This is a genomic window from Tsuneonella dongtanensis, from assembly GCF_001698205.1.
In the GTDB taxonomy this organism is placed as follows: Bacteria; Pseudomonadota; Alphaproteobacteria; order Sphingomonadales; family Sphingomonadaceae; genus Tsuneonella; species Tsuneonella dongtanensis.
The window spans coordinates 2,753,349-2,769,410 of record NZ_CP016591.1; the positions used below are offsets into that span (position 1 = coordinate 2,753,349).

Annotated in this window: 10 protein-coding genes; 4 read left to right on the plus strand and 6 right to left on the minus strand. The window is 62.7% G+C overall.

Going from position 1 to position 16,062, the window contains the following annotated elements; genetic code table 11:
• Positions 1-288: 288 nt before the first annotated feature.
• The 5 genes from A6F68_RS13405 to A6F68_RS13425 form a co-directional block, all read right to left on the minus strand.
• Positions 289-1,587 (minus strand): MFS transporter, encoded by a 1,299-nt coding sequence (locus tag A6F68_RS13405; protein ID WP_232308154.1) that lies wholly within the window; start codon positions 1,585-1,587, stop codon positions 289-291.
• A gap of 2 nt (positions 1,588-1,589) precedes the next feature.
• Complete coding sequence (locus tag A6F68_RS13410) at positions 1,590-3,110, minus strand: tripartite tricarboxylate transporter permease (RefSeq protein ID WP_067681158.1); 1,521 nt, start codon at positions 3,108-3,110, stop codon at positions 1,590-1,592.
• A 9-nt stretch (positions 3,111-3,119) separates the two neighbouring features.
• On the minus strand, positions 3,120-4,505 hold the full coding sequence (locus A6F68_RS13415) for a tripartite tricarboxylate transporter substrate-binding protein (protein WP_084001840.1): 1,386 nt from the start codon (positions 4,503-4,505) through the stop codon (positions 3,120-3,122).
• 16 nt (positions 4,506-4,521) lie between these two features.
• Positions 4,522-7,266: a TonB-dependent receptor plug domain-containing protein gene (locus A6F68_RS13420; protein WP_198152614.1), complete on the minus strand. Its 2,745-nt coding sequence runs from the start codon at positions 7,264-7,266 to the stop codon at positions 4,522-4,524.
• A gap of 208 nt (positions 7,267-7,474) precedes the next feature.
• The gene (locus tag A6F68_RS13425) at positions 7,475-8,872 is read right to left on the minus strand and encodes a LuxR family transcriptional regulator (protein WP_198152615.1); all 1,398 of its coding nucleotides are present in this window, start codon (positions 8,870-8,872) and stop codon (positions 7,475-7,477) included.
• Between the two features lie 108 nt (positions 8,873-8,980).
• Between A6F68_RS13425 and A6F68_RS13430 the strand changes: the two genes are divergently transcribed.
• From A6F68_RS13430 to A6F68_RS13445, 4 genes are all read left to right on the plus strand, one after another.
• Positions 8,981-9,778 carry a substrate-binding domain-containing protein gene (locus tag A6F68_RS13430; protein ID WP_198152616.1) on the plus strand — a complete coding sequence of 266 codons (798 nt, stop codon included), beginning with the start codon at positions 8,981-8,983 and terminating at the stop codon, positions 9,776-9,778.
• Positions 9,726-11,150, plus strand: coding sequence for an FAD-dependent tricarballylate dehydrogenase TcuA (gene tcuA / locus A6F68_RS13435; protein ID WP_232308155.1), 1,425 nt, complete (start codon positions 9,726-9,728; stop codon positions 11,148-11,150). The genes A6F68_RS13430 and tcuA overlap by 53 nt, the downstream gene beginning before the upstream one ends.
• Positions 11,137-12,255, plus strand: a complete 1,119-nt coding sequence (gene tcuB, locus A6F68_RS13440; RefSeq protein WP_084001842.1) for a tricarballylate utilization 4Fe-4S protein TcuB — start codon at positions 11,137-11,139, stop codon at positions 12,253-12,255. Before tcuA ends, tcuB begins: the two co-directional genes overlap by 14 nt.
• 584 nt (positions 12,256-12,839) lie before the next feature.
• Complete coding sequence (locus A6F68_RS13445) at positions 12,840-13,604, plus strand: hypothetical protein (RefSeq protein ID WP_067681173.1); 765 nt, start codon at positions 12,840-12,842, stop codon at positions 13,602-13,604.
• 628 nt (positions 13,605-14,232) lie between these two features.
• On the opposite strand, the gene A6F68_RS13455 is transcribed toward A6F68_RS13445, so the two are convergent.
• Complete coding sequence (locus A6F68_RS13455; protein WP_067681176.1) at positions 14,233-15,960, minus strand: DEAD/DEAH box helicase; 1,728 nt, start codon at positions 15,958-15,960, stop codon at positions 14,233-14,235.
• Between the last annotated feature and the right edge of the window lie 102 nt (positions 15,961-16,062).

Consider the following 16,062-nt stretch of genomic DNA (forward strand, 5'->3'; position numbering starts at 1 on the left):
CCAAGCCGCAATCTCCTCGAAGCGGACAGCCAGCTTTCGGGCTCCGCCGCCTAGCTACTGAATGCCAGCAAGGTGAGTGCAAACTGGTCGTTTCCGACCACTCGCTCGATCAGCGTCCTCTAGGTGAACAGGTGAGAGCCTCCTCGTGGGAGGAGCGATATTCCTACTGTTGGCGCGACTGGTCGGTTGAAAGCTCACCAATAGGAGCGGACGAAGCGCTGTCGCGCGCAATAGCTCGTACAGACCCGTCGGTTTGCATGGCAGATCGTTCTATTCGACCGGCCTACTTTATCGGCCTTCCGGTGCACCTCGAGCACGTCCCAACACGAACGTGATCGCCACGCCAAGCGCCGTCAGGGAACCTAACGGCGTCAACGCGAGCGGGAAACTGTCTGTGCGCTCGTGAATGGCGCCGACCGCCGCGTTGGCGCCGGCGGTACCGAGGTGAGCGATGGCATTGATGGCGGCAAGACCCGCAGCGGCGATCGACGGCGCCAGGGTTTCCGACGACAGCGCCCAGAACGGGCCCTTGATTGCGTAATTTCCAAGCAGGACGAGTGTGAGCAGGACCATCGTCACCGCCAACGACGAAGTCAGAAGGGTCGCAAAGATCGAACACGTCGTCAGAAGGAGCGGAAATCCGGTTGCACGGATGCGCTCTCCGTTCCTGTCAGCGCGGCGCCCCCAATAAAGCATGAAAGCCGCCGCCACTGCAAAGGGAAGGGTATTGAGCGCAGCGGTCTCCCAAATCGACACGCCGAACGACTTGATGATCTGGGGCTGCCAGAGGGACAACGCGTTGCTGGTCGCCGAACTACCGCAATAGACAATCGCAAGCAGCCAGACCTTGCCACTGCGCAGCGTTGCAATGATCGAAGGGTGGTCAACGGACCCGGGCTCGCGCTCGGCGGCAAGAGTGTCGCTCAGCCACGCTCGTTCTTCATCGTCCAACCAGCGCGCTTTCGCCGGACCGTCGCTGAGCACTGTCAATGCGACTAGCCCCAGCAAGATGGCCGGCACCGATTCCAAGATGAACAGCCATTGCCAACCGGCCAGACCAGCTTTGCCGTCCAGGGAAAGCAACAGCGCGGCCAGCGGGCTACCCAGAACGTTCGACAACGGAATGGCGACCATGAATAGAGCGACCATCGAGGCGCGTTGGCGGCGGGGGAACCACTGCGTAATGAACAGCACCGCTCCCGGAAAGAACCCGGCCTCTGCCGCGCCGAGCAGGAATCGCAGTAAATAGAACATGGTCGGCCCACTCATCGCGGCCATGGCGAGGCCGACGAGGCCCCAGCTGATCATGATGCGGGCGATCCAGCGCCGCGCGCCGAAGCGTTGCTGCGCAATGTTGCTGGGTATTTCGAACAGCACGTACGCGACGAAGAAGAGGCTGCCGCCGAGACCGAAGGCCGCCGAACTAATGCCGAGGTCGGCATTCATGGTCAGCGCCGCGAAACCAATGTTCGTCCGATCGATGTAGGCGATGAGGTAGCAGAGAACCAAGAATGGCATCAGTCGCCAAGACACCTTACGCATGGTGCGGACGGCGATCTCGGATTGTTGCTCAGTCGCGGGTTCCACGCTCACGTACTCGCAAGCCGCGCTTCGGCGGCTGCTTTCCGCAGTCTGAGGACCCCGACAAGTCGATAGACGGCCAGCACCGCGATCAGTGCGAAGACCCCCAGCGCGATCGGCCGGGTCAGGAAGATGCCGAAGTCGCCCGAAGACATCGCCAACGTCCGGCGAAGGTCCTGCTCGAGCATCGGGCCCAGCACCAAACCAAGGAGAACCGGCGCGATGGGCACCCCGAAGCGGCGTAGCAGAAAAGCGGCGATGCCGAGCAACCAGACGATCACCACGTCGCCGAGACTGCCCTGCAGGCTGTATGCTCCGACTGTCGAGAACACGAGGATGATGGCGGTGAGCAGACCCTTGGGAATGCGCAGCAGCTGGACCCACAGCCCGACGAGCGGGAGGTTGAGGATCACCAGCAAGACGTTGGCAACATAAAGGCTGGCGATGAGCCCCCACACCAGATCCTTGTTCGTCTCCATCAGCGTGGGTCCCGGCTGGAGGCCGTATAGCTGAAAAGCGACGAGCATGATCGCGGTGGTAGCGGAGCCTGGGATGCCAAGCGCGAGCAGCGGAACCATACTGGCGCCGGCGGCTGCGTTATTCGCAGCCTCGGGACCAGCGAGCCCCTCGATCGCGCCCTTGCCGAACTGTTCGGGATGTTTGGAGAACTTTCGTTCGACACCATAGGACAGGAAGGTCGCAAACGTCGCCCCCGTGCCCGGCAGCAGTCCGCTCAGAAACCCCACGACCGTACCCCGTAGCCATGGAATGGCCGACCGACGCCATTCGTCCAGGGTCAGCAGCAGCCGATTGGTTGGGAGGCGTTCAGTCGCGCCGCCCGGGGGTGCGGCAATCAGCCAAAGTGCCTCGCCCACCGCGAACAACCCTACCGCTCCGAGCGCGATATCGATCCCGCCGTACAATTCCTGTACACCGAATGTCAGCCGATTGGCGCCAGTTTGCATATCGATGCCAACCATCGCCAGCCCTAGCCCGATACTGAGGGCTAGCAACGCGCGCGGCAGCGAGCGACCTGCCATGCCGGTCACCATCGCCAGCGCCAGCACCATCATCGCGAAATACTCGGGCGGACCGAACCACAGCGTCGCGGCAGCGAGGCTCGATGCCGCGAGCATCAGCATGAAGGTGGCGAAGGTACCGCCGATGAATGAGCCGATCGCCGATGTCGCCAACGCAACGCCGCCGAGCCCCTTTTTGGCCATCGGATAGCCTTCGAACGTCGACACCGATGCCGCCGCATCGCCCGGCGTGTTGATGAGGATCGAGGTCGTCGATCCGCCGTACATCGTACCGTAGTAAATGCCGCCGAACAGAATGAACGCTGTGGTGGGCTCAAGCCCGAAAGTAAGCGGGAGCAGGAGGGCGATGGCAACCGATGGGCCGAGGCCCGGCAGTACACCGACCGCGGTGCCTATCAGCACACCGAGCAACCCGAAGACCAGCTTGTCGGGGCTGAGCGCAACGCCGAAACCTGCGCTCATGTTCGCAATCAGTGATGTCAGGTCCATCTTCCGGCCTCAAGGTAGCGCGATGTTGAGAACGCGAGTGAAGAGAAGCCACACGCCGAGCGAGATCGCGATCGCGGCAGGAATGTCCCACTTCAGCGTGCCCGATCGCATAAGCAGGCAGATGGCGAGAATGAAGATCGGCGTGGCAATCGCGAAGCCCACGAATTCAAGCCCGGCTATGAAGGCCAGAATGATGAAAGCGCCGGCCACGAAGCGGCCCCATAATGGCAATGGCCCGCCGCCTTCGTCATCATCCTCGGCACCGGCAGGTGCGACCGCTTCACCCGGCTTCATTCGCCTAGTTTCAATTGCGATGCCGACGAGTGACGCCGCTCCGAGCACGGCGACTGCCTTGGGCACAGCCCAAGGGCCGACGGGAGAGTTGCCGCCCGCGGTCCCGCCGATGCCGAGCCGACCGAGGATAGCGGCGGTGGTTTTTTCTTCGGCTTTGATGAACTGGGCGAACTCCGCCCCCGGCAGCCAGCCGTCCTCCCACCGGTTGTTGCGCAGGAAAGCCTGCCAGTCGGGTTGTCGGCGCATCCGGTCGAGGAGGTTCGACCACCAACGAACTGCGTGGTCGGGCGCGCCCGGGGCGGCGAACACACCGCGCCAGTTTTGCAACACGACGTCGAGACCGGTCTCTCCCAGTGTGGGCAACGTCTTGTCACCGATGCGTTCGGGCGAAGCTGTCGCCAAAAGGCGGATGTGCCCGCCGGCTGCCAGCGGTGCCCATTCGCCGTAGCCCGATACCGCCGCGGAGACCTGCCCGCCCATGATCGCGGCAGATGCCTCGCCGCCGCCCGAGTAAGCCACGTAGCTCACCTTGTCGGGGCTCAGGCCAGCTGCCTCGGTGATGAGTCCGACAAGAATGTGATCGACCCCGCCCGCCGAGCCGCCCGACCACGAGATAGAACCGGGATCGGCGCGATAGGCCGTGATCAAATCCTGCATGGTCTTGAAAGGCGAACTCGCCGGTACCGCCACGACAAGATCCTCCAGGATCAGGCGAGCCAGCGGCTTGGCTTCGCTGACCTTGAACGGGCTGTTTTGCGAGATCGTGGAGCCGATCATCACTGAACCGGCGACCATCAGCGTGTAGGGATCGTCGTGTCGACGTGTGATCAGATCGGCAAGGCCGATCGCGCCGCCTGCGCCGCCTTTGTTGAACACGTCGATCGGACGCGGGCTCAGGCGGTCGGCAACGATGACCTGCTGCATCAGGCGTGCGAGCTGGTCCCACCCCCCACCCGGATTGGCGGGGACCAGCAAAGAGAGCGGCCGCTGTGGAAATGTTTCGTCCGCAGCGGCCGCCAAGGGCGCGACGGCCAGGGTGAGACCGCCGGCCACCGCCGCCCGGCGGGTAAGGCCGGTCGGTGATGAACCTTTGTAATGCATGATCCTGACCGCCCGATCAGAACTTGTGCTTTAGGCTGACGTAAACCTGTCGGCCCTTGGGATCGTGCACTTCGGTGTCGTAGATCGGGCGATCCCGGATACGCGGCGGATCAACATCGAACAGGTTGATCGCTCCGATCGAAATCTTCGTCTCGTCGCCGCCGATAAAGCCCGGCAGGGTCAGCGTGTAGCGCACGTCGACCACCGTGTTCGACTTGATCGGAAGGTTCGACTGGTCGTCGGTGTACGATCCGATGTACCGCCCAGTCACGTTGAACGCGTGGTTGCCCACCTCCAGATTGGCGCCGAGATTCATCTTGAAGTCGGGGACCGATCCGAACGCGTTGGCAAAGTTGCGGCTGCCTTTCAGGTCTCCGTTTCCGTCGAGGCCGGCGAACTGGTCAGACCGGAACTTGGTGATGATGGTGGACTGGGCGGTCAGGTCCAGCGTGCCCCACGGCCAAAAGCCTGGTCGGTAGATCGCGTTAAAGTCGACCCCGGCCGCCTTGGCGTTTCCACGATTGAGGAATTCGGTGAACACCTGCCGTAGCTGACCCGCCCCGTCCCGCACCACCCGATTGGCGGGAAGGGTGCCAGCCTGCACCGCGTTGACGATGGATTGCGGATCGCCACCGGGCAGGATCAGATCCTTGTAGTCGTAGGTGAAGTAGTCGACCGTGGCGCGCAGGCCGAAATCGGTGTTGAGGATCGCGCCGAGGTTGAGGTTCGATGCCGATTGAGGCGTGAGATTGTCAGACCCACGGGTGATGACGGTCACATTGAACGAACCGCCTGCAGCACCGAGCAGCGGATCGGTCACGCTGTCGTTGCCGATCGCCCCGGCGATCTGCCGGATCGAGGGCGCTTGGAAGGAGGTGCCGTAGCTACCGCGCAGGGAAAACCAGTCCGTCACGTCGAGCTTCGCCGACACCTTGGGATCCACCGTGCTGCCGCCCCGTGAACCATAATCCTCGTAACGGAGGGCAAGCTGCATGTTGAAGCGGTCCAGGATGGGCAACGCCATCTCGCCGAACACCGAATAGACGGTCTGCTTGGTCAGCGGGATCGCCGGCTCAACCTCGTCACGTCCGTTGTTGCCCGATTGGCGACGGCCGTCGGGCGTGTTCTCGAAAGCGACTTGGCGCCACTGTCCCCCTACCGCGAGCGAGACCCTTCCACCTGGCAGGGTAATCGGCAACTGGCCGCTGATGATCGCCTCTGCCGCCTGCTGCGTCACGCGGCCGACATCGTTGATGGTGAACGAGAAAGCGTTGATCTCGGCATCGGTGTTGCCTGCCAAGGATCTGCCGTCTTTCCCGATCAAGGTCGGCTGGGTGATCGCCGTGCCGAACGGATTGAAGGTCCCATTGAGCAGTGCAGTCTGGAACAGCGCGGTATCGTAGTCGTACGGTTGCGAACGCGTGTAGCTATTGCGTGCATTGGTGTAGCTCGTGTCGATCGTCCAGTCGGCGCTCAGTTCGTAGGTCGCACCGACTGCGAGACGCTGGTTCTGGAATGTGGTGACCAAGTCTTTCGCTGCGTCGCCATCGTATGCGGCACCAAGCGGTCGTCCGAAGAATATGACATCGACGGCTTGCAACGCTGGATTGGCGGCGAACTCGGTCGGACCGGCGTAGCGGATGCCCGTTCCGTTCGCGACGAAGTAGTTGAATGGGTGGGACGCGGGGACCAGAAAGCCACCGGCGAACGTCGTCCGATTGAGGACGGTGCCACCAATCTTGTCCGTGATCTGGTTGCGAGAAAAACTGGCTTCCACGAATGTGGTGAGCTTGTCGGTGATTTCGTAGTCGAACTGGCCGAGGAACTGGAGACGATCCTCCGCCGCGATCGCGCGGCGCTGGTCGATGAAGGGATAGCGGCACGACGTTCCGCGCAATATTCCGCCCGCCGCCGCGCAATCGGGGTCGGCGAGGGTGTTGCCAGCGACGCCGAATCCTGTCGCAGTCGCTACCGCGCGCCGGAATCGACCGGGAGCACCGGTGCCGGAGTTATACACGCCGCCGATAGGTACGTTGTCGATGGTGTTCATCGCATCGGCTTCACGCAGGAGATCGATGTCGGAGCGGAATGCACCGGTCTGGCCGCGATAGTTGGCAAAGAACGTGAAATTGCCGCGATCGAACTCTTGCCCGAAGGCGAGGCCGGCCTGCCAGCTCTTGATAATCGACTCGCGATAGTCACCCGTAAGTTCGAGCCCGGTAAATTTCTTGCGCGTGATGATGTTGACCACGCCGGCGACGGCCTCGGACCCGTAAGTCGCCGAGGCGCCGTCAGTCAGAACTTCGACGCGCTCGATGGCGTTGACCGGGAATGCGTTTGCGTCGGTGAACAATTGGCCGGTTTCGTCCGACACCGGCGCTAGGCCGGCGCGCCGACCGTTTATGAGCGTAAGGGTCGAGCCGACGCCCAGGCCGCGCAACGAGAATTGCGACACACCTTGAAGCGCGTTCTGCTCATTGTTCTGCTGCGATCCGGCGTTCGCTGTCAGGCCTTTGAAGACATCCTGCACTACCGTCGCCGCGGAGGTTTCAAGTTGCTCCTCTCCCAACGACACGACCGGCGATGGCGAATTGAAATCCCTGTTCCGGATGAGAGAGCCGGTCACAACAATTCCGGGTTCATCGGAATTGCTTTGGGCGTCCCCGACCACCTGTTCTGAAGCCTGCGCGGTGTCGGGATCGGCCGACTGCTGAGCAAAGGCCGGCGCGGCGTACAGCATGGTGCTGGCGGTGGCGAGCAAAGCGCCGTGGAATGCGGTCTTGCGCATCGAGTTCCTCTCCCATGAACACAATCGTTGTCGCGGCCCGCGCTCCTTGCATTTGGCGCGATGCCGTCGATTGGGATGATGTCCGGGGCGAACCGATGCACCAATCCGTCATTGGACTAAGCGGGCTGGAAGATTGGTTGCGCGACGTCCGTCACGTGACGGATCGGTGCTTATAAAGCGCTCAGAACCTGTAACTTTCCAGGAAATGCGCGGCGAACTCTGTGCGATTTGCCATGCCTGACTTGGCATAAATCGTCTGGGCCTGCTGGCGCACAGTGCGCTCGCTGGTACCGCGCGCTCCGGCGATTTCCTTGAACTGAAGGCCCTTCAGGATCATCCATGCAATATCGATTTCAGCCGTCGAAAGACCCCATTCCCCTAGCTGACGAGAGATCTCGGTTCGTTCGCCTGACGCTTGTTCGGCCGTCCGGTCGCGGATCGCCTCGAGTTCCTGTTCCTTGGCCAAAACTTCGTGTTTGCGGCGACGCGCTTTCCGTTCCTCGAACAGTGCGATCAACATCAGCACTAACGCAACGCTGATGGCATAGAGGAAGTAGCGCCAAGGCCCGTCGAGGATTTCCCGCACTGCAGAGTCGGATCGACGATTGGGGACCGTATAGCTTGCAAGATCTTCTGCCTCACGTTTGCCGGCTTCGATGATCTGAGCAAAAGCTTCGGGCTGTGCAGGCGCCGCCCAGCCATGCCGGACGAGTTCGGCGCGCCAAGCCGGGCTCGCCAGCGCGGCTGCGACCAGGACGCGCAACTGCGCCAATTCGTCGGGGCTGGCCTTGCGGGATGCAAAGACGCCTTTCCAATCGTCCATCGCAAGGTCGATGCCGCCATCCCGCAAGGTGGGCGCATCGACTCCGGGAATCGCTGTAGCCGATGAAACCGCCAGAATCCGGAATTTGTCTCGATTAGCAAAAGCTTCGAACTCTTCGAAGCTCGTGGCCGCGACGAGGTGATGCCCGTCGAGAAGGCGCTCGCCCACGACACCGCCACCACCGGGGTTGCCAATGAACGTAAACCGTTCGCGCGGGAGCCCGAGCTTCTTGGCAAGCGCGATGAGGAGCATCTCGTCCTTGCTCCCCGGCGAGCCGCCGACCCATTCGATCCGCTCGGTCTTGTTGCGCATGAGAGTCAAGAGTTCGGCCAGCGAATCGACCGGCCCGTCGCGACGGGTAACGATGATGAGACCGATCCGGTTGAGTTGCGCGATCGGGGCGAGATCGTCTAGCGAGACGACCGACCGGTTCTGCGCCGCCGCGCCCAGAATCGTCGTCCCTCCAATGAAGATCGTCGGAACATCAGGGGCAGGTTCCCCCACGAACTGGGCCAGCGCGATGAGGCCACCCGCGCCCGGCGAATATCGAATGTCGATCTTGTCGACGAGCCCCTCGGATCTGAGCACGCGGGCCAGGGCCTGCGCATTCTTGTCGAACCCGCCGCCGGGGGATCCCGGCACTACGATTTCGAGCTGAGGCATGCGGTCCTGCGCGAGAAGCCCCGGCGCGCCAAGAAGCATCGCCAGCATCATGGCCAGCGCAGTCAAGAATCGACGGCCGGAAATGGCGCTCAACCTATCCTTCCCCCACGACCCGCCACTTGCGGCGCCGCCATGCGTCATGTGGCGGATTGCCGGTGGCCGACTTCTATCGTCTTTTTCGTTGCACAAGGAGAGACGGAAGTGAAGCAGCACTGCATCCTGGGCATTGTCCTGGCGTTCCTTCTGAGCGGGTGCGCAACGCATTCAGCCGACAGTGCTCCAACGGAGAAGTCGGCGCTGGTGGTAATGACGTCGGGTGGGTTCGCAGAGGCGATGGACCGGCTCGAGCCACAGTATGAGCGCCAGATCGGGCGAGACGTTGTCATCGTGAAAGGCAGTTCGTCCGGAGGAGCGAGCGATTCGATCCCGGAACGCCTCAAGCGCGGCGAGCGCGCCGACGTCGTCATCCTGTCGCGCGAGGGTCTGGCAGCGCTGGAGCGCGACAATCTTGTACAGGTGGGATCGAGCCGCGATCTTGTTCGCTCTGTCATCGGCATGGCGGTGCGGAAGGGGGCTCCGGTGCCGGATATTTCCACCGCGGAGAAGTTCAACCAGGTTCTCTTGTCGGCACCGTCCATAGGCTATTCGGCCAGCGCCAGCGGCACATACCTGTCTACCGACCTTTGGCCCCGGCTGGGCTTGGCCGACCAGCTACTCCCCAAGTCCAAGCGGATTCTGAGCGAGCGCGTCGGATCGGTTGTTGCGCGCGGTGAAGTCGCGATTGGATTTCAGCAAATGAGCGAACTGCTACCCATTCCAGGGATCACGGTCGTCGGGCCGATACCCGGTGCGTACCAGAAGATCACGACTTTCAGCGCCGCGAAGACTGAGGCAGGTGCACGCAATCCATATAGCGACAAACTGTTCGCGTTCCTGACCTCGCCACGTGTGTCGAAGCAGGTGGCGGCGACCGGGCTTGATCCTGTCGTTGCCCGCTGAGGTTGTCGTCATCGGCGGCGGGAACGCCGCGCTGTGCGCCGCTATCACAGCGCGCGAGGCCGGCGCCGACGTAACCGTCCTAGAGGCAGCACCGCGCCATATGCGCGGCGGTAATTCCCGCCATACCCGCAATCTCAGGGTCATGCACCGGGAACCGCTGGCGCCGCTCGTCGAAAGCTACGTATCAGCGGAATATCTGGACGATCTGTTGCGTGTGACCGCAGGCAGGACCGACAGCAAGCTCGCCACTCTCGTAATTGAGAGGAGTGAAGAGGCCTTCGAATTCCTTTCGCGAAACGGGGTCCGTTTCCAGGACGCGCTGTCGGGCACACTCAATCTCGCGCGCACGAATGCGTTCTTTCTCGGCGGCGGCAAGGCGCTGGTGAACGCGCTTTACGCCCGGGCGGAAGCACTGGGAATTGCCGTGTGCTACGAGGCGTCTGTCGAGCACCTAGACATTCGCGACGGCCGCGTCGCCGAAGTGCATTGGCGTTCTGGCGAAGCCGCGAAAGTCGCATACCCGTCGGCGGTCATCGCAGCGTCAGGCGGCTTTCAGGCGAACCTCGAGTGGCTGGCCGAAGCATGGGGTCCGGCGGCCGCCAACTTTACCATCCGAGGCACACCGTTTGCGACCGGAACCGTCCTGCGCGACCTCCTCAACCAGGGCGTGGCATCGGTGGGCGATCCGGCACAGTGCCATGCAGTCGCGGTGGACGCCCGCGCGCCACGATTCGACGGGGGCATCGTCACGCGGCTCGATGCGATACCTTATTCGCTCACGGTCAACCGGGATGGAGAACGGTTCTACGACGAGGGCGAGGATATCTGGCCCAAGCGTTATGCGATTTGGGGACGGCTGATCGCGCAGCAACCGGGGCAGGTTGCCTACGCCATTTGCGATACACCCGCGACCAAGCTGTTCATGCCTTCGTGCTATCCCCCGATCACCGCCGGGACCATTGCGGAACTCGCTGCGGCTCTCGGGCTTCCCGACAGGTCTCTCGAACGAACGGTAGCCGCATTCAACGATGCGTGCCCGGAGAGCGGCTTCGATCCGTCCCAGCTCGACGGCTGCGCTACCACTGGTCTGTCACCGCCGAAAAGCAATTGGGCGCGCCCGATAATGGAGCCGCCCTTCGTCGCCTACCCGCTTCGTCCGGGCATCACCTTCACCTACCTGGGTGTGCAGGTCGATGCACAGGCGCGCGTGCAGACAGCGGACGGAGCGCCGATCGCCAATCTTTACGCGGCGGGCGAGATCATGGCGGGTTCGATACTGGGGCAAGGCTATCTGGCGGGGTTCGGTATGGCGATCGGCAGCGTGTTCGGTATGATCGCTGGCAGGGAGGCCGCGGGTCATGACGCAGCCTGATCTCGTGGCAATGACCGGCGCGAGGGGTACTGAAGCCCTCGAGGAAGCGCGTCGCACGCTGCAGATCTGCAATGCCTGCCGCTATTGCGAGGGGTATTGCGCGGTCTTTCCAGCGATGACCAGGCGGCGCGCCTTTTTGGACGCCGACATCATTCATCTCGCCAATCTCTGCCACGGCTGTCGCGATTGCTTCCACGCTTGCCAATACGCACCGCCGCACGAGTTTGCGATCAACGCACCGCGGACGTTCGCCGAGGTGCGGCTCGACAGTTATCGAACTAGTTCGCCCGCACCGGCGTTCGCATTCGCGCGCCCATACATCTTCGCCCTGTTGGTATCGTGTCTGGCTGTCGCGGCGACCGAAGCACTGCGGCGGATATTCGGTGGAGATGTGAGCGGGCGAGGTTTTTACGCCGTTCTAGGGCGCGATGCGATGATTTCGTTCGGGATGATCGTCGCAACGGCATCGGCCATCGGATTGCTGGCTGCGGTTTGGCGCTATCGCATGCTTGTAAGCACGGCCAACCTCACCCGGCCGTCTCCCGCCAACTGGCTGTCAGCTGTGCGCGACGCCGCGACTTTGCGCAATCTTGGTGGGGGCGGAGTGGGCTGCAACGATGCCGACGAAACTTTCGGCCAGCGCCGCCGCGTGCTTCACCACCTAATGGCCGGGGGCTTCACGGCATGTTTCGCCGCGACATCGGTCGGCGCCTACTATGATCATTTTCTCGGCTGGCAGGCTCCGTACCCTTTGCTGAGCGCGCCGGGCGTCTTGGGTACTGTCGGAGGGCTCGCGATCATTGCTGGCACAGTAGGTCTGCTGTGGCTCAAGCGAGTGGAAATGTCGGAACCAACATCGCAAGGCATGAACGCCATCGACCATGTCACGCTTCTTCTGCTCCTGACAGTTGCAGTGACCGGGTTGGCACTTCGCGGGTCGGCAGACGGCGCGATGCTGACATCGATGGTGGTCCTCCACCTCGGTAGCGTCGCAGCGTTTCTCGTCATCTTGCCCATCGGCAAATTTGTTCACGCGCCGCTGCGCTTGATGGCTTTGGCCCGAGACGCTGAAGAGCGGAGCAAAGTCGATCAAAGCGCAATCTGAAAAATTTCCTACATTCGCATCGCTCCGGCCCCATGCGGCTTGAAAACGACAAGCGCGACCGTCGGCTGCGGAAATATTTGCAGCCTCTGCTCCTCCCCAAATTTGGACAGAAGAGAGCCGAACGTTTGATCTTGAAAAGACGTCAGCGTTCGCTCCGCCTCTCAGGTGTGTCGAACGACCTTTGTTGAGGCGCAAAACCACCACCGGAAGCCAGCTTGGGAAGGTCTGCAATGGGGGCGATTCCTGACCGGCCGCTTTCAGAATCTTGGCTACTGATAGCGGACTGTCTGCAACCGGCCCATTATCGGACGCTGGAGCAAGCACGCAGAGCGACTGGGCTCAACGGGCACTCGGAATTGACACTTAGGCGCCGGATCCGCAGTGATGCAGCGTGGTTACGTAATGTTCGTCCTTACAAAATCAGATGCGTGCCTCGCGGGGGACGGCCCCAAAGTTCAACTTTATTACCAGAAGTAGTTTCCGGAAGAATTGTCCGGTGGAGCAGTTGATCCATAACTTCTTCCACCCGAAATAGCCCGTTACCAATCCGATTTTGATTGACAAAATCTACCAGTTTCAGTACAATGAGCTCACTTCCGTATTCCACCTGCACGCTCGTTGAGTGCATTTTGACGGATGCCAAGGAAGTGGTTCCAATCGACATTTTAGGATTGAAAATGAGCAGCGAATTTTCTGCGATTCAGACGTCTGTCAACAGCTCTCAGCTCGAGCGTATGATCAATCGGCCCTCGAGCGTTGTGGCAGAGTTTGCATCGCTTGTGGGGTGGCATGGCCTCTCAGGACATCTCGCAAAACTCGACATCAGCGGGGCGATCAACGTGCTGGTTTTATCGACAGCCGCAGATCATGGCATAGAACCGAAGGTGTTGCGGCCGTGGCTTCCACGGCTCCGCACCGAGGCCCTTGTCCGGCTAGCATGCGACTTGAGTAACTGGGGGTATCAAGGCGCCCCAGAAGACGAGATGGATTTCAATGCGAAGCTCTACGGTAGCGAGGCTAACGTGCGAGCGGGAGCAGCTCGATTGCTTGGCATTAACCTGTTCGATGCAGCAGGCTTGCTGCGTTACCATTCATCCAGCGACATTGAGTGCCTCACCAACGAGCAGATGGAACTGGGGCACGATGGACGTGCCCCGCGGTTCTCAATTTTCGCATCAGATCTAGCGCAGCCCATCAAGGAGGTGTGTCCCAGTCCGCTTTTCATTGCATGCCCCAAGGTGAATGGCTGGCATGAGCTTCGCCCAGGGCTGAGCTTCCTCACAGGTTTACAAGCTCTCGACCAACCCGCCACGGGCCTATCAAATCCATTTGCGGAAAAGGCGCCGTAACCGACTTTGCTTGAAATCCAGGAGAGGGTCTCGAGCCGACGGCCGAGGCAGATTTGCGACCGGTACGACCCATCTCAGAGAGGCTATCTGGAACTGTAATTCAGAAGGATGCGGAAGGTCCTGCGAGCAAGTTTATGTGTACGAAAGAGGACCGGGCCAAGGCCCATTCGCCGGCTAGTTATGCCGGAATTTGTTTTACAGCTTTAGGCTAAGCCATTGAGCAGATTGGAGCGAAATTTCGGGTGTTTTACATCCATCCCACTGATTTGCCTCCAATACACGTTGCTCAATGGGCAGAGCGGCAAAAATCGTCGCAAACGCTACCCCCATTTTACCCCCGGTCCTTCAAGCCTACGGCCACGCCATGCGAAAAGGGCAGTGTTTTACCCATAAGCATTTGTCATTAAGCGAAAAATATCTGCTTTGGGAGCAGGATGTCGCAGGTTCGAATCCTGTCTCCCCGACCAACCGGCCGCAGGACGGTTGGGAGTGAGAGAGACATGATCGGCGCAGCCAATCCTGTCTCCCCGACCAGTTTCCGGAGCGCAAAACCATCCGGGGGATGGTTTTGGCCGGAAACTCCCGAGCGAAAGCGAATGGCGGCCGCGGCGACGGCCACTCGATCTCGCTACTTCCTCGGCCCTTTGCGATGCGGCTTCTTCGGCCACGGCTTCTTGCCGGTTGCGCCCTGCCCCACCGGACGCGGGCGTACGTCGTTGCCCTTGCGGCGTTCGCGGGCGACCTCGCGCGGGGAGTCCGGTGCAAGCTCGATCGCCACGTCGCCGCCGTCTTCGCTGCCCGCAGTACGGGCGACCGTGGAGGCGAAGCGGTCGGCTATCGTGCGCGGGATCTGGAAGTGGGTTTCGTTCGGCCCGATGCGGATCGCGCCGACCTCGTTGCGGGTGATGTGCCCGCGGCGGCACAGCAGTGGCAGGATCCAGCGCGGGTCGGCATTCTGCCGCCGCCCGACGTCCATGCGGAACCAGACGACATCCTCGAAACCGGCGCGGTGGCGCTGCTGGCGATCGGCCTCCCGCGCTTCGGGGGTATTCTCTGCCAGTTCCTCGACCGCGGGCATCGCCGCGCGGTGCGAGCGGACGAGCGCGGCGGCAATGTCCTCGGCGCTGCGCCGGGAGAGCAGCTCGGCGGCAAGCGCGCGGTCCTCGTCGTCGAACTCGGCCGGCGCGAGCAGCGCGTCGAGCAGGCGCTGGCGGTCGTTGCGGCGGATCGCCTCGGCGGTCGGGGCGGCGATCCACTCGGCCTCGATCTTGGCGCCGCGAAGCATCGATTCGACCCGCCGGCGGCGGTTGTAAGGCACGATGAGGACTGCGGTGCCCTTTTTGCCCGCGCGTCCCGTGCGGCCGGATCGGTGCTGCAACGTCTCGGCGTCGCGCGGCAGCTCGACGTGGATCACGAGGCTGAGCGTCGGCAGGTCGATCCCGCGCGCCGCGACGTCGGTCGCGACGCAGACCCGCGCGCGGCGATCGCGCAGCGCCTGCAGCGCCTGGTTGCGTTCGGATTGCGAATGCTCGCCCGACAGCGCCACGACGGCGAAGCCGCGTTCCTGCAGGATGGCGTGCAGTCGGCGCACGTTCTCGCGCGTGGCGCAGAACAGCATCGCCGTCTCCGCCTCGTGGAAGCGGAGCAGGTTGACCACAGCGTGGCCGATCTCGGCCGGGCCGACGGTGACCGCCTGGTAGGCGATGTCGCCATGCCCGCGGTCGTCGCCGACGGTCGAGATGCGCAGCGGATCGCGGGTGTAGGATTGCGCCAGCCGCGCGATCGGCGGGGGGATGGTGGCCGAAAACAGCAGCGTGCGGCGCGTGTCGGGCGTGCCGTCGAGCAGTTCCTCGAGGTCCTCGCGAAAGCCCATGTCGAGCATCTCGTCGGCCTCGTCGAGCACCACCGCGCGCAAGGCGCCGAGGTCGAGCGCGCCGCGTTCGAGATGGTCGCGAAGGCGTCCCGGCGTGCCGACGACGACCTGCGGGCCGGCACGAAGCGCGCGGCGCTCCTTCGACGGATCCATGCCGCCGACGCAGGTGGCGACGCGCAGCCCCGCCTGGCCGTAAAGCCAGACGAGCTCGCGGCTCACCTGAAGGGCAAGCTCCCGGGTCGGCGCGACGACCAGCGCGAGCGGCTGTTCGGACGGCTCGGCAAGTCCGGCGGGGCCGAGAAGCTGGTCCGCCATGGCAAGGCCGAAGGCGACCGTCTTGCCTGAGCCGGTCTGCGCCGAAACGACGAGATCGCGGCCCGCGGCATCGGGCGCGATGACCGCGGCCTGGACGGGAGTGGGCTCGGCATAGCCGCGCGCGCGCAGCGCATCGGCGAGCGCCGGGGGGAGGCTGGAATAGGGCATGGCGCGCGCCCTACGCGCTTTTCTTCGCACTTGCACCATAATAGCGCAGGCCCTTCGCCGTGCCCGCTCCGCAACGCGCTTGCCCCCTCGCCGCTCACCCCC

Excerpts from the sequence above, each read along its gene's own strand:
- A6F68_RS13410 (WP_067681158.1), bottom strand. The coding sequence starts at position 3,110 with ATGGACCTGACATCACTGATTGCGAACATGAGCGCAGGTTTCGGCGTT.
- A6F68_RS13415 (WP_084001840.1), bottom strand. The coding sequence starts at position 4,505 with ATGCATTACAAAGGTTCATCACCGACCGGCCTTACCCGCCGGGCGGCG.
- tcuB (WP_084001842.1), top strand. The coding sequence starts at position 11,137 with ATGACGCAGCCTGATCTCGTGGCAATGACCGGCGCGAGGGGTACTGAA.
- A6F68_RS13445 (WP_067681173.1), top strand. The coding sequence starts at position 12,840 with ATGAGCTCACTTCCGTATTCCACCTGCACGCTCGTTGAGTGCATTTTG.
- A6F68_RS13455 (WP_067681176.1), bottom strand. The coding sequence starts at position 15,960 with ATGCCCTATTCCAGCCTCCCCCCGGCGCTCGCCGATGCGCTGCGCGCG.